22 protein-coding genes are annotated in these 24,414 nt (G+C 64.5%); 15 read left to right on the top strand and 7 right to left on the bottom strand.

What is annotated here, in order from left to right; genetic code table 11:
* Positions 1 to 123: 123 nt before the first annotated feature.
* From AC1DOX_RS27385 to AC1DOX_RS27370, 4 genes are all read left to right on the top strand, one after another.
* Complete coding sequence (locus AC1DOX_RS27385; RefSeq protein WP_092137650.1) at positions 124 to 603, top strand: carboxymuconolactone decarboxylase family protein; 480 nt, start codon at positions 124 to 126, stop codon at positions 601 to 603.
* 4 nt (positions 604 to 607) lie between these two features.
* Complete coding sequence (locus tag AC1DOX_RS27380; RefSeq protein WP_441622914.1) at positions 608 to 1,009, top strand: cupin domain-containing protein; 402 nt, start codon at positions 608 to 610, stop codon at positions 1,007 to 1,009.
* 67 nt (positions 1,010 to 1,076) lie between these two features.
* Positions 1,077 to 2,282 carry an NAD(P)/FAD-dependent oxidoreductase gene (locus tag AC1DOX_RS27375; protein ID WP_441622912.1) on the top strand — a complete coding sequence of 402 codons (1,206 nt, stop codon included), beginning with the start codon at positions 1,077 to 1,079 and terminating at the stop codon, positions 2,280 to 2,282.
* A gap of 355 nt (positions 2,283 to 2,637) precedes the next feature.
* Entirely contained in the window at positions 2,638 to 3,348 is a 711-nt protein-coding gene (locus tag AC1DOX_RS27370; protein ID WP_477112581.1) for a response regulator transcription factor, read from the top strand.
* Here the strand turns inward: AC1DOX_RS27370 and AC1DOX_RS27365 are convergent.
* The 3 genes from AC1DOX_RS27365 to AC1DOX_RS27355 form a co-directional block, all read right to left on the bottom strand.
* Positions 3,342 to 4,568: a DUF3734 domain-containing protein gene (locus tag AC1DOX_RS27365; RefSeq protein ID WP_441622910.1), complete on the bottom strand. Its 1,227-nt coding sequence runs from the start codon at positions 4,566 to 4,568 to the stop codon at positions 3,342 to 3,344. The genes AC1DOX_RS27370 and AC1DOX_RS27365 overlap by 7 nt on opposite strands.
* 247 nt (positions 4,569 to 4,815) lie before the next feature.
* On the bottom strand, positions 4,816 to 5,598 hold the full coding sequence (locus tag AC1DOX_RS27360; protein WP_092137646.1) for a 3-hydroxybutyrate dehydrogenase: 783 nt from the start codon (positions 5,596 to 5,598) through the stop codon (positions 4,816 to 4,818).
* Positions 5,599 to 5,654: 56 nt separating this feature from the next.
* Positions 5,655 to 6,398, bottom strand: coding sequence for an acetoacetate decarboxylase (locus tag AC1DOX_RS27355; RefSeq protein WP_441622907.1), 744 nt, complete (start codon positions 6,396 to 6,398; stop codon positions 5,655 to 5,657).
* A gap of 408 nt (positions 6,399 to 6,806) precedes the next feature.
* On the opposite strand from AC1DOX_RS27355, the gene AC1DOX_RS27350 reads away from it, so the two are divergent.
* A complete protein-coding gene (locus AC1DOX_RS27350) occupies positions 6,807 to 7,304 on the top strand; it encodes a hypothetical protein (protein ID WP_441622981.1) in 498 nt (165 codons plus the stop codon).
* A 64-nt stretch (positions 7,305 to 7,368) separates the two neighbouring features.
* On the opposite strand, the gene AC1DOX_RS27345 is transcribed toward AC1DOX_RS27350, so the two are convergent.
* A complete protein-coding gene (locus tag AC1DOX_RS27345) occupies positions 7,369 to 8,433 on the bottom strand; it encodes a VWA domain-containing protein (protein WP_441622905.1) in 1,065 nt (354 codons plus the stop codon).
* Between the two features lie 74 nt (positions 8,434 to 8,507).
* Here AC1DOX_RS27345 and AC1DOX_RS27340 point away from each other — a divergent pair, with 74 nt between their 5' ends.
* The 6 genes from AC1DOX_RS27340 (at position 8,508) to AC1DOX_RS27315 (ending at position 14,387) form a co-directional block, all read left to right on the top strand.
* Positions 8,508 to 9,449: a S1C family serine protease gene (locus AC1DOX_RS27340; protein WP_441622903.1), complete on the top strand. Its 942-nt coding sequence runs from the start codon at positions 8,508 to 8,510 to the stop codon at positions 9,447 to 9,449.
* Positions 9,450 to 9,461: 12 nt separating this feature from the next.
* Entirely contained in the window at positions 9,462 to 10,475 is a 1,014-nt protein-coding gene (locus AC1DOX_RS27335) for an AAA family ATPase (RefSeq protein WP_092137641.1), read from the top strand.
* Positions 10,453 to 11,451: a DUF58 domain-containing protein gene (locus AC1DOX_RS27330; protein ID WP_441622901.1), complete on the top strand. Its 999-nt coding sequence runs from the start codon at positions 10,453 to 10,455 to the stop codon at positions 11,449 to 11,451. The genes AC1DOX_RS27335 and AC1DOX_RS27330 overlap by 23 nt, the downstream gene beginning before the upstream one ends.
* Positions 11,448 to 12,545, top strand: a complete 1,098-nt coding sequence (locus tag AC1DOX_RS27325) for a VWA domain-containing protein (RefSeq protein WP_441622899.1) — start codon at positions 11,448 to 11,450, stop codon at positions 12,543 to 12,545. The genes AC1DOX_RS27330 and AC1DOX_RS27325 overlap by 4 nt, the downstream gene beginning before the upstream one ends.
* Positions 12,546 to 12,914: 369 nt before the next feature.
* Positions 12,915 to 13,370, top strand: coding sequence for a nuclear transport factor 2 family protein (locus tag AC1DOX_RS27320; RefSeq protein WP_441622897.1), 456 nt, complete (start codon positions 12,915 to 12,917; stop codon positions 13,368 to 13,370).
* A gap of 345 nt (positions 13,371 to 13,715) precedes the next feature.
* A complete protein-coding gene (locus tag AC1DOX_RS27315) occupies positions 13,716 to 14,387 on the top strand; it encodes a response regulator transcription factor (RefSeq protein WP_441622895.1) in 672 nt (223 codons plus the stop codon).
* Positions 14,388 to 14,432: 45 nt separating this feature from the next.
* On the opposite strand, the gene AC1DOX_RS27310 is transcribed toward AC1DOX_RS27315, so the two are convergent.
* A complete protein-coding gene (locus tag AC1DOX_RS27310; RefSeq protein ID WP_441622979.1) occupies positions 14,433 to 14,804 on the bottom strand; it encodes a response regulator transcription factor in 372 nt (123 codons plus the stop codon).
* 445 nt (positions 14,805 to 15,249) lie between these two features.
* Here AC1DOX_RS27310 and AC1DOX_RS27305 point away from each other — a divergent pair, with 445 nt between their 5' ends.
* The 3 genes from AC1DOX_RS27305 (at position 15,250) to AC1DOX_RS27295 (ending at position 22,303) form a co-directional block, all read left to right on the top strand.
* Positions 15,250 to 16,287 carry a LysR family transcriptional regulator gene (locus AC1DOX_RS27305; protein ID WP_441622893.1) on the top strand — a complete coding sequence of 346 codons (1,038 nt, stop codon included), beginning with the start codon at positions 15,250 to 15,252 and terminating at the stop codon, positions 16,285 to 16,287.
* Entirely contained in the window at positions 16,284 to 16,460 is a 177-nt protein-coding gene (locus AC1DOX_RS27300; RefSeq protein ID WP_441622891.1) for a hypothetical protein, read from the top strand. Before AC1DOX_RS27305 ends, AC1DOX_RS27300 begins: the two co-directional genes overlap by 4 nt.
* Positions 16,461 to 16,795: 335 nt before the next feature.
* Positions 16,796 to 22,303 (top strand): trifunctional serine/threonine-protein kinase/ATP-binding protein/sensor histidine kinase, encoded by a 5,508-nt coding sequence (locus AC1DOX_RS27295; protein ID WP_441622977.1) that lies wholly within the window; start codon positions 16,796 to 16,798, stop codon positions 22,301 to 22,303.
* A gap of 7 nt (positions 22,304 to 22,310) precedes the next feature.
* Here AC1DOX_RS27295 and AC1DOX_RS27290 read toward each other — a convergent pair whose 3' ends face one another.
* Entirely contained in the window at positions 22,311 to 22,562 is a 252-nt protein-coding gene (locus AC1DOX_RS27290) for a DUF1488 family protein (protein ID WP_441622889.1), read from the bottom strand.
* A gap of 79 nt (positions 22,563 to 22,641) precedes the next feature.
* Positions 22,642 to 23,502 (bottom strand): transglutaminase-like domain-containing protein, encoded by an 861-nt coding sequence (locus tag AC1DOX_RS27285; protein ID WP_441622887.1) that lies wholly within the window; start codon positions 23,500 to 23,502, stop codon positions 22,642 to 22,644.
* Positions 23,503 to 23,929: 427 nt separating this feature from the next.
* On the opposite strand from AC1DOX_RS27285, the gene AC1DOX_RS27280 reads away from it, so the two are divergent.
* A partial coding sequence (locus AC1DOX_RS27280) for a hypothetical protein (RefSeq protein ID WP_477112564.1) occupies positions 23,930 to 24,414 on the top strand: 485 nt, incomplete at its 3' end.

The raw sequence follows: 24,414 nt of genomic DNA, 5'->3' as shown, positions 1-24,414 counted from the left end.
CACCTTGGCGGTACTACCGGCACACTGCGTCGACGTCTACGATTCTGTCCAGGCGGTTCCCGCGGCAAATCGTCCAACGCAGGTCCTGTCAATTCGACGACCGCCCGCTCATCAGGAGAGAACATGACACAACGCCTCAACTACCTTCAGCAATCCCCGGAGTTGTTCAAGAAGTATCTGGAATTCAGCATGCTGCTCCAGAATGGCCCGATCGAGGAGTCCATCCGTGGTCTCGTCGAGATTCGCGCCTCGCAGCTCAATGGCTGTGGGTTCTGCCTCGACATGCACATCAAGCAGGCCAAGATCCATGGCGAGCGCGAACTGCGCCTGCACCATGTCGCGATCTGGCGCGAGTCGACGCTGTTCTCCCCGCGTGAGCGCGCCGCGCTGGCGTGGACCGAAGTCCTGACCAACATTCCCGCCCACGGCGTGCCGGACGAGATCTATGACCGCGTTCGCACCCAGTTCTCCGAGAAAGAGCTGACGGATCTCACTTTCCTCGTGATGTCGATCAACGGCTGGAACCGCCTGAACGTGGCGTTCCGGATGGTGCCCGGTTCGTCGGACAAGGCGTTCGGGCTCGACAAGGCCAACCTGGAATAACGTCATGAAGACTTTCTTTCCCGCCGCCGCCATCGCGCTGTCGTGCCTGATGACCGCCGCGCCGGCCGTGGCCGCGCCCGAGGCAAACGTCACGCTGCTGACGACGGAGCCCTTGCCCGAGTATCCCGGCAAGGAAGTGCAGATGATCGCCGTCGACTATCCGCCCGGTGCCGTCGATCCAGTGCATCGCCATGACGCGCACGGGTTCATCTACGTGCTCGAAGGCAGCATCATCATGGGCGTCAAGGGTGGCAAGGAAGTCGTGCTCAAGCCGGGCGACACATTCCACGAAGGCCCCAACGACATCCATACCGTCGGACGAAACGCCAGCACCACGAAGCCGGCCAAGTTCATCGTGCTTCTGATCAAGAACAAGGGCGCGCCGATCCTGACGCCAGTGAAGTAACCAGCCGCCGGCCTCTCCGGAGGCCGACAGTATCGAAGTTTCAAGCCAATCCCATGAGGTAACTGCTATGACGCGAAGAATCCTGATTATCGGCGGCGGATTTGCCGGACTATGGTCGGCGCTGGGTGCAGCGCGCGTGCTCGATATGGAGAGTCACGCCAGCTCGAACGTGGAAATCACCCTGGTCTCGCCCAAACCGGAACTCCACGTACGGCCCCGTCTGCACGAAGCGAGCCCCGAGAACATGGCAGTACCGTTCCTGCCGCTGCTGGACGCCGTTGATGTCAAGTTCATTGAAGGCACGGTCGATTGCATCCATCCCACTGACCATAGCGTGGAGATCACCACGACAGCCGGCGAGAAGCAGTCCGTCAGCTACGACCGCCTGGTACTGACCAGCGGCAGCCGCCTGTTCCGGCCGCCGCTTCCCGGTCTGGCGGAGCACGCATTCGCGGTCGATCAGATCGATGACGCCGTCAAGCTGCGCAAGCATCTGGAAGGCCTGGCATCGCAGCCGGACACCGCCGCGCGCAATACCTTCGTGGTGGTCGGCGGCGGCTTCACCGGGCTGGAGGTGGCAACGGAACTGCCGGAGCGCCTCCGATCCATCCTCGGCAACAGCGTACGTCCGCGCATCGTTGTCATCGAACGTTCCGACGCCATCGGCCCGGATCTCGGACCCGGTCCGCGCCCGGCCATTCTCGAGGCGCTGGAGCACCTTGGCATCGAAACCCGCGTGGGTGCGGGAGTCGTCTCCGTCGACGCCACCGGCGTGGTCACTGCCACCGGGGAACGTATCGACGCCGGCACCGTGATCTGGACCGGCGGCATGGTCGCCAGCAGCCTGACGTCGCAGATCTCGCCCCAGCTCGATCGCCAGGGTCGCCTGGACGTGACCCCCGACCTTCGCGTGATTGGCGCCAAGAATGTGTTCGGCGCCGGCGATGTCGTGCGGGCACTCACCGATGACGAAGACCACTACTCGCTCATGTCGTGCCAGCACGCGCTGTTCATGGGGCGATTCGCGGGCCACAACGTTGCCGCCGATCTGCTGGGATTGCCGACGATCGAATACCGCCAGCCGTTCTACGCCACCTGCCTTGATCTGGGCGCATGGGGCGCGGTCTATACCGAAGGCTGGGACAGGCAGGTCAAGCTGACGCACGCCGAGGGCAAGGAGCGCAAGCTGTTGATCAATACACAGTGGATCTATCCGCCCGCAGCCGATCGGGAGCAGGCCCTGGCCGCCGGTAATCCGAATATCACGTACTAACAAACCGTTCCTCACCTCCCTTGACCGGCGCCCCTCCCTCCCGTGGGGGCGCCGGTTTTTTTCTGCTTTACCTCTACGCAACCCCACACGTATCCGCACACGTATCCCCACACGCATCCCCACACGCATCCTCCTACGCGTCCGCATCCGGCGACCGCGTCGATTGATGCGCGCAAGGAAACGCCGCTTCCCCTCCACGTGTCTTGTCCGGCGTTCCGCAGCTGTCTAGACTGGCTTCCGGAATATCCCGATGCACGCGCCCGCCACCGATGAGCGAGATGAGTGTTACCCATCCACCCCCCCTCATGCTGCGCAGATGGCACCGCGCCACGAACCGGAGCAAACCGTGAAGCCCATGTCATCGAAGCCCTATCACAACGGCGAGGCCATCGAACCCCTGGTGTATATCGTCGATGACGATCCGAGCATGAACGAAGCCCTGGCGGACCTGTTGCGCTCGGTGGGCATGCGATCCCGCTCCTTCCTTTCGGCCGAGGCGTTCCTGGCAACGCGAATCGAGGATGTCCCGGGATGCGCGATTCTCGACGTCCGGTTGAAGGGCGCCAACGGACTGGATGTCCAGCGCGAGCTGAACCGGCGCGGCGTCTGCCTGCCCGTGGTCTTCATCACGGGCTATGGCGATATTGAAATGACGGTAAAGGCCATGAAGGCAGGCGCGATGGACTTCCTGACCAAGCCCTTCCGCGATCAGGACCTGCTCGATGCCGTTGCGGCAGCGATTGCGGTGGACCGCAGCAAGCGCGATGCGCTGCAGTGTGGTGATGACCTGCGCGCCCGCTTTGCCTCGCTCAGCGACCGTGAGCGCGAAGTGATGATGCTGGCGGCCTCGGGGCTCATGAACAAGCAGATCGCCGGCAAGATCGGCATCAGCGAGGTCACCATCAAGATCCACCGGGGCAATGCCATGCGCAAGATGGCGGCACGCACGTTTGCCGACCTCGTCAAGATGGCACTCGAGCTCGACCTCTCGCCTCAACGCGCTGGAACATTCGTCGCACCGCGCCACGGCATCGGCGCGGTGCAGCCGTCCATGCTCAGTTACTGATGGCTCTCGCGGTGCTCGCGTTGCTTGCGGTGAATGTCGTGCGTGACGAACGGATTTTCATGCGATGGCATCGCAAACCATTCCGGGTGCAGGAGCGTCCCGCGCATATCGTCCAGCCCGCTGGTCCAGTGTTCGTTCATGGTCAACGGCCCGAACTGGAAGTCCTTGGCGCTGCCTTCGAACGATTTGTCGCGGTAGATTAGCTGGATGACATTCCTGCGGGCGTCGCAGGCGCATTCCGCCGCGCGTTGATAGGCTTCGCTCTTTCGCTGGGCGGGCGGGACCAGCGCCATCACGTCGCCGAGCATCCGACGGAAGTTCTGCTGCTCGCTCATATAGTCCGTGATGGTGCGCGTGCGACTGGAGTACTGGACATCCTTCTGCCGCGCCGCCACGCCCAGGAGATTCTCCGGCACCGGCCCACGCGCGCTCCACAGGTCCACCTGGAAGATCAGCGCGCTGCGCCTGGGCTGTTCCCGCAAGATGGCCGTCAGCGGGGTGTTGGAGACCAAACCGCCATCCCAATAGAATTCGCCATCGATTTCCACCGCGGGAAAGCCGGGCGGCAGCGCGCCTGACGCCATGAAATGCTCGGCACGAAGCCTGATCTTCGTATTGTCGAAGTAGACGAAATTTCCCGTGCGCACGTTCACGGCGCCCACCGACACGCGCATCTCCGAAGGGTGATTGATGCGGTCGAAATCGGCAAAGCGCTCGAGCGTGGCTTTCAGCGGCGTCGTATCGTAGTAGCTCGCGCTTGCCGGTCCCGTCGGATGGCCGAATGGCGCGTGCCAGGCGCGCGGAGAGAAGAAGCCACGTTGTCCCTCGACCAGCGCGCGCGCCGCCTCGATGCCATCGAACCAGATGCGGAGCGGGTCCGGCCAGTGCTGCGCGCCCTCCGCGATCATGTCATACGGGACCAGGCTGGGAAGCCAGGGTTGCCCGCAGATATGCTCCCAGAACTGGCGCAGTCTCTCGACACGATGCTCCGGCGCGTTGCCGGCGATGATTGCCGCATTCAACGCGCCAATGGAAATGCCCGCGATCCAGTTCGGCTCGATGCCGGCCTCGGCCATCCCCTGGTAGACACCCGCCTGATAGGAACCCAGGGCTCCGCCACCCTGCAGCACCAGCGCGCATACCGCGTAGCCGCGATCGATTTCGGTCTTTGCCGTCGCCGCGCCGGAGGTGCCCTGCAAGTCCTGCCTTTCGTGAAACATGTTCGCTCCTGGTTTTGTCGATGCGCGTGCCGCCCCAGGGCGGCGATGACGCGCTTAGAGGTTGTTTAAAAATGAAACGAAGCGGTCCTGGCTAGGGCGAAGCAGGGGTTTCTGATCGCACGCGATCCGCCTGCGTAGCGGCATGCGCCTGCCAGCGCATGCGCGCCCTGCAAGGGCGCGGCCGCAGACAGTACACCTGGTACGGCAAGGCCGCGCAACGACGCCAGGATCTTTTTTTAACGACCTCTTATTGCATGTACCAGCCGTGACTGACTACGAACGACTGCCCGGTCAGTGCGGCGGAAGGAAACGCACTCAGGAACAGCGCCGTTTGCGCGACGTCCTCGACCGTGGTGAAGACGCCATCGACAGTGCCTCCCAGCATCACGCGACGCACCACTTCTTCCTCGCTGATGCCGAGCTCGCGGGCCTGTTCCGGGATCTGCTTGTCGACCAGCGGCGTGCGGACAAAACCGGGGCAGATGACATGCGAGCGGACGTTGTGCTCGCCGCCCTCCTTGGCCACCACCCGTGCAAGGCCAAGCAGCCCATGCTTGGCGGCGACGTATGCGCATTTGAGCGGTGACGCTTCATGGGAGTGAACGGAGCCCATGTAGATGATGGTGCCGCCCCGCCCGTCGCGGTACATATGCTTGAGCGCCGCGCGCGTAGTCAGGAACGCGCCGTCCAGGTGGATGGCCTGCATGCGCTTCCAATCGGCAAAGCTGTACTCGTGCACCGGATTGACAATCTGGATGCCCGCGTTGGACACCAGGATGTCGACACCGCCGAACCGGTTTGCCACTTCCTCGGTCGCGCGTTCGACGGCGTCCTCGTCCGTGACGTCCATGGCCACGCCCATTGCCAGGCCACCACGGGTCTCGATGCCGTCCGCGACCTTGCGCGCGGCGTCCAAGTTCAGGTCGGCCACGGCAACGGCCGCGCCTTCGCTGGCCAGCAGTTCCGCGATCGCCTTGCCAATGCCGCTGGCGGCGCCAGTCACGATGGCCGATTTACCTTGAAGCTTCATTCTTGTTCTCCACGAGTTGATGGAATTGGGGGATTCAATGCGATGCGGAATCTTCGTCACTGCTGCAGGTAGTCGAAGACGACCTCGCCCAGACCCAGGGTCAGGTCGGCGACGTAGTGCTTCGCACCAATGACTTCGAGGACGGGGAGCGATGCAACCGGTGCCAGCGCGTGCGGAAACAGCGACAGCGCGGCCGGGCCGCTCCATGCGCCCTTGACGTCGACGTCCTTCAGGAAATAGCAAACCAGCTCGCAGATGCGGGCGGAGCCGTCGACGTGCGGGATGATCTTGAGCAAGTAGTTGGGGGTATTCGCCAGCGCATCGCGAACCTGGGTCTTGTCGATGCACCGATGCTTGTATCCCATCGTGCCAGTCGCCACCCGGACCGGACCGTAGTCGAGCGTGCCCAGGAGCGTGTCGGTCTCGACGGCGAGCCGGGGACTTGCCAGCTTCTTCGGGAAGCCCCACAGCTCCCGCCCGGCAGCGAGCGGCGGATGGTCGTCGAGGAACATGGCATGCGTATAGTTGCCGCGCCGCCCCTGGTACATCACTGGAATCACCTGCCCGGATTCGGTGTAGTCCCCGAATCCCGTCGAATCCGGCATGCGGATGAATTCGTAATGCACCACCGGTTCGGCAATCTCCAGCGGCTCCGGCACCACGGCGCGCAGCAGGTCGGGATCGGTACGGTACGAGATGACAAAGTACTCCCGCTGCAGGAATCGATACGGCCCCATCGGGTAGGCCGGGTTGACGAGGGGCGTGGCATACGCGCGCTCCCGGATGGTCTGGACGTCCATGGTGCTTGAGGCTCCTGAAGGCGATACCGTGCCGCGATTCCGCTGCCCCCATGACAGCGATTCGTCACGACTCGACCCGACTCATTCTCGGAGGCCGATCAGGCTAAATCCATCACACATGGGTATCAGTGGGCTCGCACGCGATCTGGCAAGGGATTCCGGGCTATTGCGGCGCCGGGCGTCATACCGGAAGTCAAGGCCATCATGCTTGAGGCTTAGCGCGTGCCGCGAAGGGATGAACGGGGCTCGACTCGCGATGCAGGTGGCCGCGATGGCATGCCAATCCTGCGAAGGGTGCCGGAGGCAGCCACTTACGGTATCCTCGCTGTCCCCTCCCGAGGCCTGTTGCCCTTCCTGTCCGGTGGCAGCCGCGGCGATCACGAACTGAATGATTGGATAGCGATTTTCATGCCTCACATCGACAACACGCTTTCGGAGAGCGACTCCGACCCGACTCATGAACCTCGTCTCTGGCGAGACAAAGGCTGGACCGCCAGGGTGATCAAGAACGAGGATGGCGAGGGCTGGGCCGTCGAGATGATCCGGGAGGGAAGCGCGGAGCCCGCGCTGGTCGGTCCATGGACCATGGGCAGAAACAAGGTCGATCCGAAGCCGCTCGATGCCACCGCGCACCAGACCCTGGTGAAGACGGCCTCCGAGGTCATCCGCCGGCACGAGCAGCAGCTGCACGCGCAACTCAACAAGCAGGTCACCGTCGAAGTCGAGTCCGAGGTGATAACCGTCAGGCTTGCCATCACGCCGGACGAATTCGAGCCATTCGGCACGCTCACGGCCACCGGGCCGTTGGGCGACATTCTCGCTACCGTCAATGTGCGACCGGACTTTCGCCTGACACGGGAGAGCGCCAGCCGGTGGGCAGCCGAGGGCTTCGGCAAGATTCGCTAGATCGCGCGCGCCGGGCTGTTTCCGGCCACCCGAGGTGCCGCTTTCGTCACCGGCCAGATTGCCGTCACCGCCGGAACCACAACATCGAGAGCGCGCACGCCACCACCAGCAGCAGGACCGAAGCCACCGAAAACAGGGCACCCAGCTCGGTCTCCTTGCGCTCGAGCGCGAAGCGGGCGCTGAGCTGGCGATACACCTGGCTCAGGTCGGCGGCCGAGCCCGCCTGGAAGTACTCCCCGCCCGTGATCGTCGCTACCGCGCGCAAGGCCGGTTCATCGAGCTGCATGAAGTAAGACAGGCTTGATTCGCCGCCAACCCCGCCCTGCGTGGAACCAAAGCCCACCGTATAGACCCGCACGCCGCGCTCGGCGGCCATGTGCGCGGCTTCCGACGGGTCCGGGCCAGTGGTGCGGCGGCCATCGCTGAGCAGGATCACCGCACCGTGCCGATAGGAGCCGGGCTCCACCGCCTGCCGCTCCCGCTCCCGTTTGCGCACGGCGTCGGCCGCGGCGACGTCGTCGAGCGATGTGGCGCCACGCTCGGTACGGGCCGACGTGCTGCTGAACAGTATCGCCTCCAGATCAATGCCATCGTCGGGAAACAACACTGCCAGCGACTGGATCAGTCCGCTGCCCGTTGCCGTGCCGCGCTGGAGCTGAAAACGCTCGATCGCATCCAGCATATCGTGCCGATTGTTGGTGGGGGGCAGCACCACGGTTGCCGTGGAGGCAAAGGAGACAATACCCAGGCGCACGTTGGCCGGCAGCCCGACGATCAGGTCCCGGGCGGCCTGTTGGGCGGCGCTGATCCGCGTGGGCGGCACGTCGGTCGCCTCCATGCTGCGGGAGGTGTCCATCGCCAGTACCAGGGTGACCGAATCGGCCGGCAGGGTGACGGTGGCGCTGGGGCGCGCGCAGGCCAGCAGGGCGGCGGCCAGCGCGAACAGGAAGATCAGGGGTGGGATGTGGCGCCGCAGCCGTTGGCGGGCACCCAGGGCCGCGCGGGGCAGTGCCAGGCTGGCATAAAGCAGCGCGCCTTTCTTGCGCCGCGCAATCACGTACAGATAAGCGGCTGCCAGCAGAGGGAGCGCGAGCAGCAGCCAGAGCATTTGCGGCCAGAGAAACTGCATGCCCTGCTCCTTGGCGCGTGGGTAAGAGGATGGTACTGTATTTTTTAAGGCGGGACGGGACCTCGGGAGCGGCGATGAAACGGGTGACGATCTACGGATGGGCCTCGGTGGCAGTCGCGATGGTCTTCGCCGCGGGGGCGGGTTCCGCCTGGCTGTTGCGGCCAACGCCACGCCCCCTCACGCAACGAGACATCGACGCGGCCGTGATGCACACGCTGCAAACCCGGAACCTGCCGTCGCGCACCGCCCGGGCGGCCGAGGCGATTCGCGAATCGGTGGTGGAAATCCGCAGCTTCACGCCCGTGGAAAAGACGGCGGAGCCGGCGCCCTCCCCCAAAAACAGGCGTGATCCCTCTGCCACACCGCCCAAATCCCCCCCGCCAGCCCGAGCCTTCCCGCGCGACGAATTCGGCACGGCCGATCCGCCCGGCGGCAAGGAGCCCCCCGCCGCCCGGGACCCGCCCGGGGGCAAGCCCGAAGCGCGCCACATCGGCTCGGGCGTGGTCGTGACGGAAAACGGCATCGTCATCACCAATTACCATGTCATCGCCGACGCCCGACGCCTGGAGATCCGGTTCCACGACGGGTCCACGTCCGAAGCGTCGGTGCTGCAGGCAATCCCGGAGAAAGACCTCGCCATCATCCAGGCCAAGTCCATTCCCGACGACCTGCCGGCGGCGACGCTCGGCTCCAGCAAGGACCTCGCGCCCGGCACCGAGGTCGTCGCGGTCGGCTTTCCGTTCGGCATCGGGCCGTCGGTGTCCGCCGGCGTGGTGTCCGGACTCGACCGTGAATACATTTCGCCAGACAAGAAGCAGAACCTGGACAAACTCATCCAGTTCGATGCCGCCGTCAATCCAGGCAACTCCGGCGGACCGCTGGTGAACATGAATGGCGAGGTGGTGGGCATCGTCACCGCCATCCTCAATCCCAACAAGAGCGGCACCTTCGTCGGCATTGGCTTTGCCATCACGATCGAAAGCGCCGGCAGTTCCGTCGGATCTTCACCTTTCTAGTCGCGGAGGCCCATGAACGACCAAGCCAGAGGCGCTGTGGACAGCGCCAACCTGATGGAACGCCTGCTGTACGAGGTGAAACGCGTGGTGGTCGGGCAGGACCACTTTCTCGAACGGGTGCTGGTGGCCATCCTTGCCGGGGGGCACTTGCTGGTGGAAGGCGTGCCGGGCCTGGCCAAGACGCTGACCGTCAACACCCTGGCCAGGACCATGAGTGGGTCCTTCAAGCGCATCCAGTTCACGCCCGATCTCCTGCCGGCCGACCTGATCGGCACGCGCATGTATCACCAGGGCACGGGCGAGTTCTCCACGGTGCGGGGGCCGGTCTTCGCCAACCTGTTGCTGGCCGACGAAATCAACCGGGCGCCCGCCAAGGTGCAGAGCGCACTGCTGGAAGTCATGCAGGAGCGGCAGGTCACCATCGCCGGCGAGAGCCATCCGGTGCCCACGCCGTTCCTCGTCATGGCCACGCAGAATCCGATAGAGACCGAAGGCACTTATCCGCTGCCCGAGGCGCAGGTCGACCGCTTCATGATGAAGGTGCTGGTGGGATACCCCAGCGAGGAAGAGGAGGTCGTCATCGTCAACCGCGTCACCGGCCCCCGGATCAGCGTCAGCCCGATCGCCACGCCCGCGCAGCTGGCAGGCCTGCAGGAAGAATGCCGCAAGGTCTACGTCGATCCGGGCCTGATCCAGTACGCGGCGCGTCTGGTGGCCGCTACCCGCAAGCCGGGCGCCTACGAACTGGCCGATCTGGATCGCTACATTTCCTTCGGTGCCAGCCCCCGCGCCACCATCGGCCTGATCGAAGGCGCGCGCGCCCTGGCGTTCCTGCGCGCCCGGGACTATGCCCTGCCCGACGATGTGATCGACCTCGTGCCCGATGTCTTGCGCCATCGCCTGGCACTCTCCTATGAGGCGATGTCCGACGGCGTGACACCCGACCAGCTCGTCACCCGCATCCTGCAGGCCCTGCCGGTGCCCGAGCGGCCACTGGAATCCCATGTTCGGGCGACTGCGCGCTAGGCGTCGGCCCGGGCCGGACGCCGCCGCACCCGACGGCCCGCCGGCCAGGGCGGCGCTGGCCGGCGTCGGCGCAAGCCGGACCGAGGCCTTGTTGCGCCGCCTGGAATGGACGGTGGTCCGCCGCCTCGACGGTCTGCTGCAGGGCGACTATCGCACGCTGTTCCGCGGCTTTGGGCTGGACCTTGCCGACCTGCGCGAATATTGCCCCGGCGACGACGTGCGTCACATCGACTGGAACGTGACGGCACGGCTGCAGACGCCGCACGTGCGCGAGTTCCAGGAAGACCGCGAGGTCTACGCGTGGTTCCTGCTGGACCTGAGCGGATCGGTCGATTTCGGCTCCGGCGACGTGCGCAAGCGCGACCTGCTGAGCGACTTCACCACCGTCATGGCGAGCCTGCTGATGCGCTATGGCAACCGGGTTGGCGCGGTGCTCTATAGCGGGGCGGCAGACATGACCGCGTCCGTGGTGCCCGCGCGCTCGGGACGCCGCCAGTTGCTGCACCTGATCGACCGCATCCATGCCACGCCGGCCGCTTCTCCGGGCGACACCCGGTTGCGCGACTTGCTGGAGCGGGCACGGGCGGTCGCGAAACGACGGTCGGTGCTGTTCGTTGTCTCCGACTTCATCAGCGTCCCGGGTTGGCAAGCGTCGCTCGCCATGCTGGCCCGGCGTCACGAGGTCATCGCCGTGCGGCTGGTCGATCCCCTGGAGATGGCGCTGCCCGACCTGGGCCTGGTCGTGCTGCAGGATGCCGAATCCGGAGAGCAGATGTTCGTGGACACGCACGATCCGGCCTTCAGGAAGCGCTTCGCTGCCGCCGCCGAGGCGCGCGAGGCCGAACTCCGCCTGGGATTTACGCGGGCCGGCGTGGATTGCCTGACGCTGTCGACCTACGCCCGCCTGGATCTGGCACTGTTGCACTTCGCCCGTGAGCGCCGTCACCGGCAAGGCGCCGTCAAGGGGGCCGCATGATCGATGCGATGAGCCGACTGCCCGTCTTCAGCTTCCTGTGGCCAGACATGTTGTGGTTACTGACGATCGTGCTGATGCTGACCGCCGGCTATGTATGGCTGGATGCCCGCCGGCGGCGCGCTGCGGTGCACTATCCCGCCCTGAAGTCCGTCGGCCTCGGCACCCGTGGCGGCGCGAACTGGCGCCGCCACGTGTCACCCGCGCTGACCTTGCTGGCGCTGACCGCGTTGATCTTCGCCATCGCCCGTCCGCAGGCCGTGATGATGTTGCCCTCGCGCATCGAAACCGTGATCCTGGTCATCGACCTGTCCGGCAGCATGCGAGCGCAGGATGTCCAGCCCAGCCGCATCCGCGCCGCCCAGCAGGCAGCCAAAGTCTTGCTGGACGCACAGCCCGCGGGCGTCAACGTGGGGGTCGTCGCGATGGCCGGCACGGCCGCCCTGGCGCAGATCCCGAGCCGCAGAAAGGAAGACGTGGCCACGGCGATCGACCGTCTGCAGCCGCAAGGCGGCACCGCCCTGGGCAACGGCCTGCTTATCGCGCTCACGACGCTGCTGCCACAGGTGGGCAACGACGCAGAGCGCCTCATGAACGACGACACGCCGCCCAAAAAACCCGAGGCATCCGGCAAGGCGGCCGGTGGCGTGACCGGCGGCCTTGACGCCGCCGGCAGCGAAGACAGCGTGACGCCCGGCTCCTACGCCTCCGGTGTGATCGTCCTGTTCTCCGATGGCGAAAACAACGCCGGCCCGGGCGCGATGCAGGCGGCGCAACTTGCCGCCACGCATGGCGTGCGCATCTATACCGTGGGCGTCGGCACGCCTGAAGGCGTCGTGCTGTCGGCCGACGGCTGGTCGTCTCGCGTCAAGCTGGACGAGAAGGTATTGAAGCAAGTCGCCGACGCAACCGGCGCCGAGTACTTTCGTCTCGAGGATGCCACCAGGCTGACGAAGGTGTACCGCGCGCTGAACGCAAGGCTGGCGTTCGACAAGCGCGACCAGGTCGAAATCACCGCGCTCTTCGCCGCGCTGGGCGCGCTGCTGGCGACCTGTGCAGGGCTGCTGTCGCTGTGGTGGTTCGGGCGCGTGGTGTAGACAACGCCGATCCGACCACATCTTTCACTCCGGGTCGCTGCCCGTACCTCCCGTACCTCCCGTACCTCCCGTACCTCCCGTACCTCCCGTCCCCCCCGCCCCCCCCGTACCCTGTTTCGACGGCAGCTCGCGAATCCGCAACGGCCTCAGGCAAATCCGGTTCCACACGCCCGCGCTATGTGCGACAGCGCACATACACGGCAGCGTGGCGGCGCCATACATGGCGGCTCGCGATACGACCCGCCCCCTCCGATAAAGCGGCGCAAACACGCGGGATGTTCACGTCGCCATCTCCTGGCGCCCGAATGGCCGTTGACAGCGCAGGCAGAAAAATAACCGCCGTCCCAACGCACTCCAAGGAGCATTCCCATGCGAACCGCCAATCTCGTTGCATCGGCGTTGTTCTCGGCCTGGCTATTGACCACACCGCTCGCGTCAGCGCAAGGCGGTAATGTCGAGCAGCAAATCTCCGTACTGTCCGATGAGATGATCCAGGCCAATCTGAAAGGGGACAGCAGCTTCTACCAGAAGTATTACGCCGACGATGCCACGATCGTCCACGGCAACGGCAAGCTGTTCACGAAGGATCAGGACATCGCGGATCTCAAGTCGGGCTCCCTGAAGTACGAGTCCATTGACGTCCGGGAGAAAGCGATACGGGTGTATGGCGATACGGCGGTCGTTCACTTGCTGCTCACGTTCAAAGGGTCACTCAGCGGACAACCATTTGGCCCGATCAACCTCCGCAGAACGGTGGTTTGGGTCAACCAGAAGGGAAGCTGGAAGGTTGTCGCGTGGCAGGTGACACGAGCAGAGGGCAAGTAGGCGCACTCACCGGCGCGTGAACCCAAGGGGCGGGCTTCCCGATCCATCAAGCCGGTCAACAAAACCGCAGCCACCGCCCCTGGTCATGCGATTTGACGCAACGAGCCTCAGGGCAGTATCGGCACCCTTCGGATGCCCGAACCGTCGCCATCATGGCGCACGTGAGGCGTTCGCGCCACAGGAATGACCTCCCCCCGGGCTCTGCCTCTTGCAGCACGGATGGCGTCGGCCCTGGCGACGCGGCGGCGTCCGTCAGGCACATTTCAAACCACCTACAATGGCTAGGGTGATCTGTCGGACCCGATGCCGGCCGCATGCGCCGCCGGTCGGGAGTAAGGAGGCGAGATGAGTTCGCTGTCGCAGTCGACTTCGGCCCAGAGCCCTCGCGACCGCAAGGAGCCCGTCGTCTATGTTGTTGACGACGACGAGTCCATTCGGCTGGCCCTGGGCGGCCTGCTGCGCTCGATCGGGCTACATGTGGAGACCTTCGAATCGTCGCAGGACTTTCTTGCCTTCCCGAAGCACAACGTGCCCAGTTGCCTGATTCTGGACGTCAGGCTGCGCGGCGAAAGCGGCCTTGCCTTCCAGGAACAGATTGCGAAGAGCGATGTGCGCATGCCGATCGTATTCATGACCGGGCATGGCGACATCGCGATGACGGTCAAGGCCATGAAGGCGGGGGCCGTCGATTTCCTCGCCAAGCCGTTTCGCGACCAGGACATGCTGGACGCCGTCGCCAATGCACTGGCGCGCGACGGCGAGCGTCTTGCGGCCGAACAATCGAACGAGGCGACTCGCGCTGGCTACGATTCACTGACGCCGCGCGAACGGGAAGTGCTGGGGTTCGTCGTGGCCGGCCTGATGAACAAGCAGATTGCCTCCGAGATGCATATCAGCGAGGTGACCGTGAAGATCCACCGTGGGCAGGTGATGAAGAAGATGGCGGCGCGATCCGTTGCGGATCTCGTCAGGAAATCGGAGTCACTGGGCATCCATCCGCAGCCGCGGAAGTCCTGAAACCGGGCACCCCGGGAGCGCGGCGCCGGCCGGTTTCCTCATCCGCTACGGCAGGTCCAGCGCAACGCTGAGCCAGTGCGCGATGGCATCGGGATCCACCGGCTTCTCGAGCACCGCCAGCGCGCCGTTCGCCTTCGCCTTCGCCATCAGTTCCGCGGTCGGAAACGCCGTGATGAAGATGGTCGGCGGCAAGAATCCGAGTTCCAGAATGCGGTCGTGCATGGCGACTCCCGACATGCCGGGCATCATGACGTCGGAGATCAGGCATGACGTCTCGGCGATGGAGCCCGACTGCAGGAATTCCTCCGCCGATGCGAACAGGCGTGTTTGCCGGCCGAACGAGCGCACGAGACTCTCAGTCGCGAGGCGGACGGCCTCGTCGTCGTCGACAATCGAAACTATCTGAGCGGAGCACAAAAGACCAACCTCGATCGTCAGGAAAGGGGCTGCACGCAGCCAGAACGCCACCGCATGCCTCTATGTCTACGATCTCAGCGTAATTCCCCTGTCAGCGGCCAAGAATCATACCAACGTATTAGTGGCGTATCGGCGCGCCGCGACCGGATCGCCCAATCCTGCACGACGGCCGCGCGTGCCAGATGCAGCTTGCAGGTCCGCGGAAACGATCACCTCATACTTTGATATGAGCCCCGGCGCCAGGAACCAGGCGCCGGGCCATCCCTGCCTGAAGCGCGCCGCCCCCACTCCGCGGGTCATACACCTGTATTAGCGTTCGATGCCAACGTAGGGTTCCGTGCCACCCGTGTGAAGAATGGTCCCAGGGTGCCCGCGCACCTACTCTTGTTGCATGGCTGGTGCCATCGCGCAGTCCCGTGGCAAACGTGGGTAGTGGGAGTCTTCAATGGATCATTCGGATACCTCGCAATCTGGCTTTCGCGCTGGCTCGGCAAATCGCGCTGACGCTTTGTCAAACTGCTTCGCAACGAGCTACGCAGGGATCATCGCATTCATGGCGGTGGCGACCGAGGGCAGCTTCGCCAAAGCCGGGGAGCGGCTGGGGATCGGACGCTCGGCGGTCTCCCGAAATGTTCAGAAGCTTGAGACGCAGCTCAGCACGCGCCTGTTTCTCCGGACGACGCGGACCACCAGCCTGACGCGCGAGGGCGAGCGGTTCTTCGAGAACTGCAATCTTGGCGTGACCCATATCGTCGGGGCGATGAACGACATGCTGGATCTCCGCAATGGGCCACCCCGTGGCTCGCTTCGCGTCTGCTCGACGGTTGGATTCGGACGCAAGGTGGTGGCGCCGCTGCTCTTCAAGTTCTCCGAGGCCTACCCGGAAATCGCGGTCGATCTGGTTCTGGACGACAAGCCGGCGGATTTCGCCGGGGATCAGATCGACGTCGCGTTTCGCGACGGGTGCATCGAGGACTCTAGCATTATTGCGAAGCAGTTGGTGCCGATGCAGATGGCGCTCTGCGCGTCCCGGTCCTATGTCGAAAAGCGGGGCCTGCCCGCCACGCTGGACGATCTGAGGGAACACGACTGCATCAACCAGAGATCCTCCGGCGGTCGCGTCCGCGAGTGGGAGTTCAAGGTCGACGGCCATGGGCGAAAGTATCTGCCGACCGCCAGGTTGACGTTCAACGACGCGGACCTGGTGCTGAGGGCCGTCCTGGATGGTCGCGGCATCGCGCAACTGCCGGCCCATCTGGTCTGCGATTACGTCGCGCGCAATGAGCTCGTCATGGCGCTGTGCCGGCATGCGCCGGACGACCGCGGCCACTACATCTGCTACCTCTGCCGCCAGCATCTGCCGACGCGCATTCGCGTCTTCATCGACTTCATGACCGAGCAGATCCGCGCGCTCGACCTGAACCACCTGACCGGATTCAATGCGGACGACGCCGAGACTTCGGCGGAGAGGATCGCGGCATGAGCCTGGTCTTGTGGATCTGCGCCGCAGGCACGACGCTCGGCTTGCGCGGCAGCCTGGTGGCGATCGATTCCGCCTCGGGTGGCCTGGTGTTCCGTCTGGTGCAACCCTTCATCCATGCGAAGGCAGGCGTTGCCAGGCTGGCGGAGATGGCCGGATTGCCGGATGGCGACTAGGCCACCCGACCCGATTTCACGCGACATCCCTCTCCGTCCAGTGCCTCAAGGGGCGCTTGACCGTCCCCGGCACCATCGGCGCGGCTCGGCGCACGTCGGCGCCGACCCCGCCACGTGCCTCCGAATCACTCCCGATAGCGCCTCCCTCGCCGCGGTATATGCTAGGAAAGCCTGCATCTGCAGTCGTTTGTAATCGCGGAGATGCCGCGTTGCAAATCGCTTTCGCGAGCGTGCCCTGCCCGGATGACGTGGACGAATATAGCGTCCGACCCGATGACGGGCAGCGGTCTGATCGCAGCGCGGCAAACGAAGGCCTACATAGGGTTCCGGCGGCGATGGGTAACAGACTCCAGATTCTGTGGGACGATGGCGAGCGCGTTTTCTGTCGAGACCGGCGCCAGGGCGAAGGTGGCGACCTCTCCGTCCTGCTGGTGCGCCCTGCCGCCGAACATCCCCTGCCCGCCAGCCTCGAGCGCCTCGCTCACGAGATTGGCCTGAAGGACGAGCTGGATGGCGCGTGGGCGGTGCGGCCGCTGAAGCTGGTGCGCGAAGGCGGCCGGACCCAACTGGTGCTCGATGATCCCGGAGGCGAGCCGCTCGCGTGCCTGCTCGGCGCCCCCATGGCGATGGAAGATTTCCTGCAGCTCGCCGTCGGCATCGCCGGGGCGCTGGCGAAGCTCCACCAGCGTGGCCTCGTCCACAAGGACCTCAAGCCCACCCATATCCTGGTGAACTGCGCCGACGGACAGGCGCGGCTCACCGGATTCGGTCTCGCCTCGCGGCTGCCGCGCGAGCGCCAGGCGCCCGCACCGCTCGAGACCATCGCCGGCACGCTCGCCTATATGGCGCCCGAGCAGACCGGCCGGATGAATCGTTCGATCGATTCGCGCAGCGACCTCTATGCCTTCGGCGTCACGCTCTACCAGATGCTGACCGGCGCGCTGCCGTTTACCGCCACCGACCCCATGGAATGGGTCCACTGCCATATCGCCCGGAAGCCGGTGCCGCCCAACGCGCGGGTGCAGTCCGTGCCCGCCGTGGTGTCGCATATCGTCATGAAGCTGCTCGCCAAGACGGCCGAGGAGCGCTACCAGGCCGCCGCCGGGGTCGAGCATGATCTGCGGCGTTGCCTGGAGGACTGGCAGCGCAAGCGTTGCGTCGACGACTTCACCCTGGACGAACACGGCACGCCGGACCGCCTGCTGATTCCCGAGAAGCTGTACGGGCGGGATCGCGAGGTCCACACCCTGGTCGCCGCGTTCAATCGGATCGTCGGGAACAGCGCGCCGGAACTGGTACTGGTTTCCGGCTATTCCGGCATCGGCAAGTCTTCCGTCGTCAACGAGTTGCACAAGGTGCTGGTGCCACCGCGAGGACTCTTCGCCTCCGGCAAGTTCGACCAGTACAAGCGCAACATCCCCTATTCGACACTGGTGCAGGCGTTTCAGAGCCTGGTGCGGACGCTTCTTGGCAAGTGCGACACGGAACTGGCCAGCTGGCGCGACGCGTTGCTGGAGGCGCTGGACCCCAACGCGCGGCTCATGACCGATCTGATTCCCGAACTGAAGCTCATCATCGGCGAGCCGCCACCGGTCCCGGACCTTGAGCCGCAACAGGCCCAACGTCGTTTCCTGCAGATGTTCCGGCGTTTCATTGGGGTATTTGCCCGGGAGGAACATCCACTCGCGCTCTTCCTCGACGATCTGCAGTGGCTTGACGCGGCGACGCTCGATCTGCTCGAGGATCTGCTGACCGGCTCGGATCTGCGGCACCTGATGCTGATCGGCGCCTACCGCGACAACGAGGTCGATGCCACGCATCCGCTGACGGGCAAGCTCCAGGCCATCCGGAACGCGGGCGTCAAGATCGATGCCATCACGCTCGCGCCGCTCACCGGTGCGCACATCAAGCAGTTGATCGCGGAAGCGCTGCATTGCGAGCCAGAGCGCATCGAGCCCCTAGCGCAACTGGTGCAAGACAAGACCGCCGGCAATCCGTTCTTCGTGATCCAGTTTCTTCACGCGCTGGTCGAAGAAGATTTGCTCACCTTCGATCACGACGTGCGGCACTGGTGCTGGGACCCCGATCGCATCCATGCCAAGGGTTACACCGACAACGTCGTGGACCTGATGGTCGGCAAGCTGGCCCGCCTGCCGGACGAGACGCAGCAGGCGCTGCAGCAGCTGGCCTGCCTGGGGAACGTCGCCGAGATCACGACCCTGTCTAGCGTTCTCGGCATTCCGGAGGCCAGGGTCCACGCGGATTTGTGGGAAGCGGTTCGCCAGGAACTGGTCGAGCGGCTGGAAGGCTACTACGCGTTCGTTCACGACCGCGTCCATGAAGCCGCCTATTCCCTGATTCCCGAGACCTCGCGCGCCAAGGCCCATCTGCGGATCGGGCGGCTGCTCGCCGCGCAGACGCCCCCGGAAAAACGCGGGGAAGCGATCTTCGAGATCGTGGGCCAGCTCAATCGCTGCATCGCGCTGATCACCGAACAGGACGAACGGGAGCAGCTGGCCGAATTCAACCTGCTCGCCGGCGAGCGCGCCAAGGCGTCGACCGCCTATGCCTCCGCGCTGGCCTACCTCGTCACCGGGGCGCAGCTGCTGCGCGACGATGGCTGGGAGCGCCGGCATGCGCTGCTCTTCGCCCTGCAGCTGAGCCGCGCCGAATGCGAGTTCCTGACGGGGCAGCTGGCGGCCGCGGACGAGCGACTGGTGACGCTGTCGGAGCGCGCCACCACGACGGTGGAAAAGGCCCTCGTCGCGTGCCTGCAGCTGGATGTCTGCCTGGTTCTCGATCAGAGCGACCGCGCAGTCGCGGTATGCCTCGCCTACCTCCGGCATGTCGGCATCGACTGGTCGCCGCATCCTGACGACGACGCGGTGCAGCGCGAATACCAGCAAATCTGGTCACAGCTCGGGGACCGCAACATCGAGCAACTCATCGATTTGCCGCTGATGGAGGACGCGGCTTCCCTCGGGACCGTCGAGGCGCTAAGCAAGCTTTTCGCGCCAGCCTTGCAGACAGATTCGAACCTGGCTTGCCTGACGATATGCAAGGCGGTCAGCCTAAGCATGGAGCGCGGCAACTGCGATGCGTCATGCGTGCTCTATGCCAATGTCGGTCGGGTCGCTGGACGGCGTTTCGGCGACTATCAGGCCGGCTTGCGGTTCGGCCAGCTCGGCTGCGACCTCGTCGATCGACGCGGCCTCAAGCGCTTCGAGGCCAAGACGTATCTCTGCTTCTCGATTTTCGTCATGCGCTGGCTGAGACCCGTCCGGGATTGCCGCGCGCTGCTGAGCCGCGCTTTCGCCGCCGCAAACCGGATCGGTGACCTCCCGTATGGCGCTTACTGTGGCAACAGCCTCGTCTCCGACCTACTCTTTGGCGGCGAGCCGCTGCCCGCGGCGCAAGCCGAAGCCGAACGCGGCCTGGCCTACGCCGAAAGGGTGCGCTTCGGTCTGGTCATCGACTTCATCGGCACGCAGCTCGCGGTGATCCGCACGCTGCGCGGCTTGACGACGACATTCGGCTGCTTTGACGACGGACAGTTCAGCGAGCGTCTCACCGAACAGCACCTGGCGGCCAGCCCGGACCTGGCGCTTGCCGAGTGCTGGTACTGGACCCGCAAACTGCAGGCACGCTATCTTGCCGGCGACTATGCGACGGCCCTGGATGCCGCATCGAAGGCACAACAGCTGCTCTGGACCTCATCCTCATTCTTCGAGGAAGCCGAGTATCACTTCTACAGCGCGCTGCTCCACGCCGCATTGTGCGATGCGCCCCAATCGGATGCGCGGACGAAGCACCTGGAGGCGTTGGCGGCGCATCACCGGCAGCTTCAGCTCTGGGCGGAGAACTGCCCCGAGAATTTCGCGGATCACGCGGCGCTGCTTGGCGCGGAGATCGCCCGCATCGAACGCCGCCTGATCGACGCCGAGCATCTCTATGAGCAGGCCATCCAATCGGCGCAGGAGAGCGGGTTTTTCCACACCGAGGCCCTTGCCAGCGAGCTCGCCTCCCGCTTTTATGCGGCGCGCGGCCTGGAGAAGATCGCCCGCGTGTATTTGCAGGACGCCCGCTACGGCTACCTGCGCTGGGGCGCCGATGGAAAGGTGCGGCAGCTCGAGGAGCGGTATCCGTACCTGAGGACGGAAGAAACCGCACCCGGCCCGACGAACACGATCGCGACACCCGTGGAACACCTCGACCTGGCAACCGTCATCAAGGTGTCGCAGGCCGCCTCGAGCGAGATCGTCCTGGAAAAACTGATCGACATGGTGATGCGTACGGCCATTGAACAGGCCGGCGCCGAACGGGGCCTGCTGATCCTGTCGAACGGTGGCGAACAACGGATCGCGGCGGAAGCGACAACCGGCGGAGACGCGACCCAGTTGCAGCTGCGCGATGTACCAGTCAGCGCGGCGATGCTGCCGGAGTCCATCCTCTACCACGTCCTGCGCACCCGGGAGAGCGTGTTTCTCGACGACGCGGCGGCCGAGCCGCCGTTTGCCACGGACCCTTACGTTCGCGAGCATCGCGCCCGCTCCATTCTCTGCCTGCCATTGATGAACCAGGCCAAGCTCACCGGTGCGCTCTACCTCGAAAACAACCTGAGTGATCGCGTATTCAGCCCGGCCCGGATCGCCGTGCTGAAGCTGGTGGCGTCGCAGGCCGCGATCTCGCTGGAAAATGCCCGCTTGTATCGCGACGTCGCGGAGCGCGAAGCGCGAATCCAGCGTCTCGTCGACGCCAACATCATCGGGATCATCGTTTGGCATGCCGGTGGTGAGATTCTCGAGGCCAATGACGCATTCCTCCAGATGGTGGGATACGAGCGGGAGGATCTTGTCTCAGGCCGCGTGCGCTGGAGGGATCTGACACCGCAGGAATTCCGTCAGGGCAGCGCAAACGCACTGGCGGAGGTCCGGCGCACGGGACGCGCCCAGCCCTACGAGAAGGAGTACATCCGGAAAGATGGCAGCCGCGTGCCCGTCATCGTCGGTTTGGCCACGTTCGAAGCGAGCCGGAAGAATGGCGTCGCCTTCGTGCTCGATCTGACCGAGCGCAAGCAGGCCGAGGACAAGATCCGCGATAGCGAGCAACGCTATCGCGAGGTGCAGACGGAACTGGCGCACGCGAACCGCGTGGCAACCATGGGGCAACTGGCGGCGTCGATCGCTCACGAAGTCAACCAGCCGATCGCCGCGACGGTTACCAACGCCCAGGCCGCGCAGCGCTGGCTGGCCGCCCAGCCTCCCAACGTCGACGAAGTCGGGCAGGTGCTCGGCCGGATCATCAAGGATGCCAATCGGGCGGCCGACGTGCTCGGCCGGATTCGTCAGCTAATCAAAAAGGCGCCACCAAGGAAGGAACCGGTGGACATCAACGGGGCGATCCGCGAGGTAATCGAGCTCACCCGTGGAGAAGCCACGAAGAGCGGCGCGTCGGTGCAGACGCAACTGGCGGATGGATTGCCATCCATCGAAGGCGATCGCGTCGAACTGCAGCAAGTGCTGCTCAACCTGATCGTCAACGCAATCGAGGCGATGCGTGGCGTCAGCGACGGCGAACGGGAGTTGCTCATCAGCACAGAGGAAGCCGACGCTGGCTGCGTGCTCGTGGCAGTGCGCGATACGGGGCCGGGATTTGCGCCGAACAGCGCCGAGCGCGTTTTCGCGCCCTTCTACACCACGAAGCCCACCGGACTGGGCATGGGCCTGTCGATCTGCCGTTCGATCATCGACGCGCATGGTGGCCAGTTGTGGGCCAGCGAGAACCAGCCGCGCGGCGCGGTCGTTCAGTTCACCGTGCTCGCCCATCCGGTTGCTGCTTCGTGATGGCCATTCAGGAGATCGTGTACAAGTTCTGGCTGCCGCCGGTGTAGTGCGTCCTGGCGAGATTGAGAATCTCGTCGCGGTGACGGTCGAAGGCTTCCAGCATTTCCCGCTCGGCCGGGCCCATTTCCGGGTCAAGACTGGCCAGCATGTCATCGCCAACCTGGAACGTGATCTCGCGCGCGTTGTCGTAGCCCCAGAACCACACACAATGTTTGGCCGCATCGTAGCTGCGGCTCGGGTTGGGAAAAGTGAGTGTCATATTGCACCTCGGCTAACCGGGCATTCCGTGCCCGGCGGGTTGTTGCATGGGTGACTCGACGGTACCGATGCCGGCGGCTTCACCAGGTCGAAATCGCCTTGGTGGTGAACAGCGGCATGCCAATGCCGGCGGCGGCGTCCGTCAATGCCTGAATTTCAATAAAGGGCCGTTTGGGCTCGACCTTGCCGAAGATCGCGGCAAAGGGGATATCCGCGGCATCCCGCCCCGTGCCGATGCGCAACAGCCCGGTCGGAATGGATACGCCCGAGGGGTCGAACAGATACCAATGACCTGACAGGTACACCTCGACTACCGCGTGAAAATCCGGCAGCCCCATCTCGGGATCGGCGCCGTAATCCAGACTACTGGACATGCGGGCCGGAATGCTCAGCGCGCGGCAGATCGCGATCATCAGATGCGCAAAGTCGCGGCATACGCCCGTTCGCTCGACGACCGTGTCTGTCGCCGACGTGCGTTCATTGGTCGAGCGGGATAGAAAGCGCACGTGGTTGCGCACCCACTCGCGGATCGCATATACGCGGAAATAGCCAGGCTCCATGCCGCCGAACTCCCGCATCGCAAATTCCATGAGCCGGTCGGATTCGCAATAGCGGCTCGGGGCGAGGTAGGGCAGCACATCGAAGGGAATCTGCGCAACCGGTATCTCCGACAGGAACGCCCCGTCGTCCAGCCGATGGTCGATGTCCACGACGGCCTCATAGCTCAGCGAAAGGCTGCCCTCCGGCGCGCGTATTCTCAGCAGCCGGTTGCACAGCGTCGCGTCCGTATATCGGGTGACGTCGATCGACGGTGGCAGCGTCAATTGCTCGTTGACAACATGCTGTCGGGATGTCCTGGCAGCCTCGATATTCAGGATAAAGTCCGCGGTGGCGTCCTTGATGTCATAGGAAAGCCTTAGCGCGTATCGTAGACGGTTCATATTGATGCCTCCGCCCACATCGAAGCTGGAAATGCGCCAGTCCGGGAGGTGGTGTGGCTGTCAGTGTAGCGCGACTGACTGACGCAGGAACAAAGCCCGGAGACTGGATTGCAGTCTCCGTGTGGTAAGGGTTCTGGTATTTGCATGGGTTGACACCTAGACTGGTAGATGCAACGACATCCCTGCATGTGCGTTTGCGCCTGGCTGCCAGTCACTTCGACCCATCCCTCCGTAACGTACCTGAGCTTTGCGTCATGAGATCGCCCCATCGGGCGAGAGACTTCTCATGGTCGCGGGTCAGGCATGCCCGTTTACCGCAGTATCCCGCAATATCGTCCGGTATTGGCGATACGGGACCTGCGGCACCATCCTGAGCATCTTTTGACGGGCAAGTGGTAGCGGTCGCCTGTACGAGGGAGGTAGCCCAATGCGTACTTTTCTTTATTTCACGTTAAATGACGTGGCCACTGCGAGATTGACGCTGTCTCGACTCGCCAACCTGTTCGACGGACCATCCCTGCGTGACGGACCGTGGTTCGCTCAACGCGATGATCAACCGGTCGAGGGCTTGCCCCGGGCCGAGATTGGCCAGACCACGTATCGCGAGCAGGCCGCCATCGGTGGATTTGTCATCGGTGCCGTGGCGGTCGTGTTCATGATGCTCACCCTTGGAACATTCCATGGTCCGGCTGCAAGCGCGGTTGCCCTGCTCGGCGGCACCATGCTTGGCGGCGTGATCGGCTGGTGGATTGGCGGATTGCTGGGTGTACGGGTCCGGCGCCTCAAGCTGACCGCCCGCAAGCTTCCGGTGGTGGCAGGACAGATCCTGATGATCGCCAATTGCGATGCGAAGTCCCGGGACTTGCTCAGGCGGACGGTCCATGATCTAGGTGGCGTCAGCGTGGACGAACA

This window comes from Cupriavidus sp. 01L415 (assembly GCF_056400065.1).
This window is presented reverse-complemented; position numbering and strand designations above follow the sequence as displayed.

Excerpts from the sequence above, each read along its gene's own strand:
- AC1DOX_RS27385 (WP_092137650.1), top strand. The coding sequence starts at position 124 with ATGACACAACGCCTCAACTACCTTCAGCAATCCCCGGAGTTGTTCAAG.
- AC1DOX_RS27380 (WP_441622914.1), top strand. The coding sequence starts at position 608 with ATGAAGACTTTCTTTCCCGCCGCCGCCATCGCGCTGTCGTGCCTGATG.
- AC1DOX_RS27375 (WP_441622912.1), top strand. The coding sequence starts at position 1,077 with ATGACGCGAAGAATCCTGATTATCGGCGGCGGATTTGCCGGACTATGG.
- AC1DOX_RS27370 (WP_477112581.1), top strand. The coding sequence starts at position 2,638 with ATGTCATCGAAGCCCTATCACAACGGCGAGGCCATCGAACCCCTGGTG.
- AC1DOX_RS27365 (WP_441622910.1), bottom strand. The coding sequence starts at position 4,568 with ATGTTTCACGAAAGGCAGGACTTGCAGGGCACCTCCGGCGCGGCGACG.
- AC1DOX_RS27360 (WP_092137646.1), bottom strand. The coding sequence starts at position 5,598 with ATGAAGCTTCAAGGTAAATCGGCCATCGTGACTGGCGCCGCCAGCGGC.
- AC1DOX_RS27355 (WP_441622907.1), bottom strand. The coding sequence starts at position 6,398 with ATGGACGTCCAGACCATCCGGGAGCGCGCGTATGCCACGCCCCTCGTC.
- AC1DOX_RS27350 (WP_441622981.1), top strand. The coding sequence starts at position 6,807 with ATGCCTCACATCGACAACACGCTTTCGGAGAGCGACTCCGACCCGACT.
- AC1DOX_RS27345 (WP_441622905.1), bottom strand. The coding sequence starts at position 8,433 with ATGCAGTTTCTCTGGCCGCAAATGCTCTGGCTGCTGCTCGCGCTCCCT.
- AC1DOX_RS27340 (WP_441622903.1), top strand. The coding sequence starts at position 8,508 with ATGAAACGGGTGACGATCTACGGATGGGCCTCGGTGGCAGTCGCGATG.
- AC1DOX_RS27335 (WP_092137641.1), top strand. The coding sequence starts at position 9,462 with ATGAACGACCAAGCCAGAGGCGCTGTGGACAGCGCCAACCTGATGGAA.
- AC1DOX_RS27330 (WP_441622901.1), top strand. The coding sequence starts at position 10,453 with ATGTTCGGGCGACTGCGCGCTAGGCGTCGGCCCGGGCCGGACGCCGCC.
- AC1DOX_RS27325 (WP_441622899.1), top strand. The coding sequence starts at position 11,448 with ATGATCGATGCGATGAGCCGACTGCCCGTCTTCAGCTTCCTGTGGCCA.
- AC1DOX_RS27320 (WP_441622897.1), top strand. The coding sequence starts at position 12,915 with ATGCGAACCGCCAATCTCGTTGCATCGGCGTTGTTCTCGGCCTGGCTA.
- AC1DOX_RS27315 (WP_441622895.1), top strand. The coding sequence starts at position 13,716 with ATGAGTTCGCTGTCGCAGTCGACTTCGGCCCAGAGCCCTCGCGACCGC.
- AC1DOX_RS27305 (WP_441622893.1), top strand. The coding sequence starts at position 15,250 with ATGGATCATTCGGATACCTCGCAATCTGGCTTTCGCGCTGGCTCGGCA.
- AC1DOX_RS27300 (WP_441622891.1), top strand. The coding sequence starts at position 16,284 with ATGAGCCTGGTCTTGTGGATCTGCGCCGCAGGCACGACGCTCGGCTTG.
- AC1DOX_RS27295 (WP_441622977.1), top strand. The coding sequence starts at position 16,796 with ATGGGTAACAGACTCCAGATTCTGTGGGACGATGGCGAGCGCGTTTTC.
- AC1DOX_RS27290 (WP_441622889.1), bottom strand. The coding sequence starts at position 22,562 with ATGACACTCACTTTTCCCAACCCGAGCCGCAGCTACGATGCGGCCAAA.
- AC1DOX_RS27285 (WP_441622887.1), bottom strand. The coding sequence starts at position 23,502 with ATGAACCGTCTACGATACGCGCTAAGGCTTTCCTATGACATCAAGGAC.